Annotated in this window: 1 protein-coding gene; it reads left to right on the top strand. The window is 41.7% G+C overall.

Features of this window, described 5'->3' with window-relative positions:
- Positions 1-3038: condensation domain-containing protein (locus TOL9009_RS0101220; protein ID WP_029630618.1), on the top strand; the 3038-nt coding region annotated here is incomplete at both ends.

Below are 3038 nucleotides of genomic sequence, written 5' to 3'. Positions count from 1 at the left end.
GGGTGAAGTTTATATTGGTGGTGTAGGAGTAGGTAGGGGTTACTTAAACCGTCCCGACTTGACAGCCGAAAAATTTATACCCAATCCTTTTAGTAAAGAAGCAGCACGTCTGTATAAAACAGGAGATTTAGCACGGTATTTGCCGAATGGAGAGATAGAGTATATTGGTCGTATTGATAACCAAGTTAAGTTACGTGGTTTTCGGATTGAACTGGGAGAAATAGAAACACTCATCAGCCAATACCCAGCAGTGCGAGAAACTGTAGTTATAGTCAGCGAAGATTTGCTAAATTCTCAGCGAATAATCGCTTATGTAGTCCCCCAAAAAGAGCAAACACTAACAATTTCTGAACTACGTAGCTTTTTAGAGTCAAAGTTGCCAAACTACATGGTGCCAGCAGCTTTTGTCACATTGGAGGCATTACCGCTCACGCCTAATGGTAAACTTGATCGCAAAGCGCTGCCTGCACCGGAATTAACACAGATATCATTATCAAATATTAACCCTCCTTCCACACCAATAGAGAATTTATTAGTGGCTATTTGGGCGGAAGTACTTGGTATAGACAAAGTAGGTATTGATAATAATTTCTTTGAATTGGGAGGACATTCCTTAATTGCCACTCGTGTGATTTCCCAAATTCGGCAAGTATTTCAGGTAGAACTTCCTTTACGTTATTTATTTGAAAAACCAACAATAGCAGGGCTAGCAAAAGAAATTGAAAAAGCAATTAAGGTAGACTCAGGAGTTGAAGCGACGAATATTGAGCGGATTGCGCGATCGCCAGAATTACCCCTATCATTTGCTCAACAACGATTATGGTTCCTAGCTCAATTAGAACCAGACAGCCCATTCTACAATATTCCTGCTGCTGTTCGCCTACAAGGACAATTGAATGTAGAAGCATTACAACAAAGTTTTAATGAAATTATCAGCCGCCATGAAGCGTTGAGAACCAATTTTCAAACAAGAGAAGGGCAAGCAGTAGCTGTCATCTCGAAAGAAAAGCCCCTAACGTTGTCAATATTCGATATTAGCGAACTACCTACAAATCAACAAGAAGCCGAAATTAAACAACAGGCTGCACAAGAAGCACAACAACCCTTTGACATCAGCAGCGACCATCTACTGAGAGTAAAACTATTACGTCTTGGTGAACAAGAACACATAATACTACTGACAATGCACCATATCGTCTCTGACGGTTGGTCAATCGGGGTACTAGTGCAAGAGTTGGCAAAACTTTATCAAGCCTTCTCTAATGGGCAACCTTCTCTGCAAGACGCTACGCGAACACCTTTAGCCGAACTACCAATACAGTATGTAGACTTCGCGGTTTGGCAACGACAATGGCTGCAAGGAGAAATACTTGAAACTCAAATATCTTATTGGCTTAAGCATTTAGAGAACGCACCAAAAGTATTAGAGTTACCCACAGACCACCCAAGACCGACGATTCAGACTTTCCGAGGTGCGAACTACTCATTTAATTTATCTCCGGAATTATCAGCAGCCCTAAATAAATTAAGCCAGCAACAGGGAAGTACTTTATTTATGACCCTGTTAGCAGGTTTTCAAACACTGCTATGGCGTTATACTGGTAGCGAAGATATTGTGATCGGTTCGCCCATCGCTAACCGTAACCGAAGAGAGATAGAAGGGTTAATTGGATTTTTTGTCAATACTGTGGTGTTGAGAACTAACTTGGCAGGAAATCCCAGGTTTGAAGAGCTACTAAAACGGGTGCGGGAAGTAGCACTAGGAGCTTATGCACATCAGGATTTGCCCTTTGAGTTGTTAATTGAGCAACTGCAACCACAGCGAGACTTAAGTCATACGCCACTATTTCAAGTGATGTTTGTGCTTCAGAATGCACCAATATCTGTTTTAGAGTTGCCTGGTTTGACTTTAACTCCTTTGGAAAGCGATAGTAATACTGCCAAGTTTGATTTAATTTTATATGTGACAGAAACAGAGTCAGGGTTAGTCGGAAGTTTTGAATACAATACTGATTTATTTGAGAGAAATACGATCTGTCGGATGGTAGGTCATTTACAAACGTTGCTTGAAGAAATTGTTGCTAATCCCCAGCAGCGTTTATCGGAGTTACCATTATTAACGAAATCTGAGCAGCATCAATTGCTGCGGGAGTGGAATAATACAGAAGTTGAATATTCTCAACAGCTATGTATCCATCAGTTGTTTGAAGCGCAGGTAGAAAAAACGCCTGATGCGATCGCAGTAGTATTTGAATCGGAACAGCTAACCTATGGAGAACTGAACGCAAAAGCTAACCAATTGGCGCATTACCTACGCACTTTGGGAGTAAAACCAGAGGTATTGGTGGGGATTTGTGTAGAGCGATCGCTCTCTATGGTCATCGGGTTATTAGCCATCCTCAAAGCAGGTGGTGCATATGTACCCCTAGACCCCAGCTATCCCTTTGAACGCTTGGCTTATATGTTAGAAGACTCCCAACCAGATGTGTTGTTAACACAAAAATATCTGGTAGAAAGTCTACCAACTCACTTTGCTCAATTAATTTGCATCGATAGCGACTGGGAACTAATCCCCGATGAAAACATAGAAAATCCGGTATCCCAGATTACAGTAGATAACCTTGCTTACGTTATCTACACCTCCGGTTCTACAGGTAAACCCAAGGGTGCAATGAATACCCATCGTGGTATCTGCAATCGCTTATTGTGGATGCAAGATGCTTACCAATTAAGCCCAGCAGATACTGTTTTACAGAAGACACCCTTCAGTTTCGACGTGTCAGTTTGGGAATTTTTCTGGACGTTGATGACAGGTGCGCGTTTAGTAATAGCCCAACCAGAAGGGCATCGAGATCCCAACTATCTAGTCAAGTTGATTTTAGAGAAGCAAATTACGACTTTACATTTTGTCCCATCAATGCTGCAAGTATTTTTAGAAGCAGAAGGATTAGAAAAATGTCAGTCTCTAGTGCGGGTAATGGCAAGTGGTGAGGCATTACCAGCCCAACTGCAACAACGCTTCTTTGAGCGACTTGATG

This window comes from [Scytonema hofmanni] UTEX 2349 (assembly GCF_000582685.1).
GTDB classification, from domain to species: Bacteria; Cyanobacteriota; Cyanobacteriia; order Cyanobacteriales; family Nostocaceae; genus Hassallia; species Hassallia hofmanni.
Note: the sequence above shows the minus strand (reverse complement) of the source record. Positions and strands in the feature narration are given on the sequence as shown.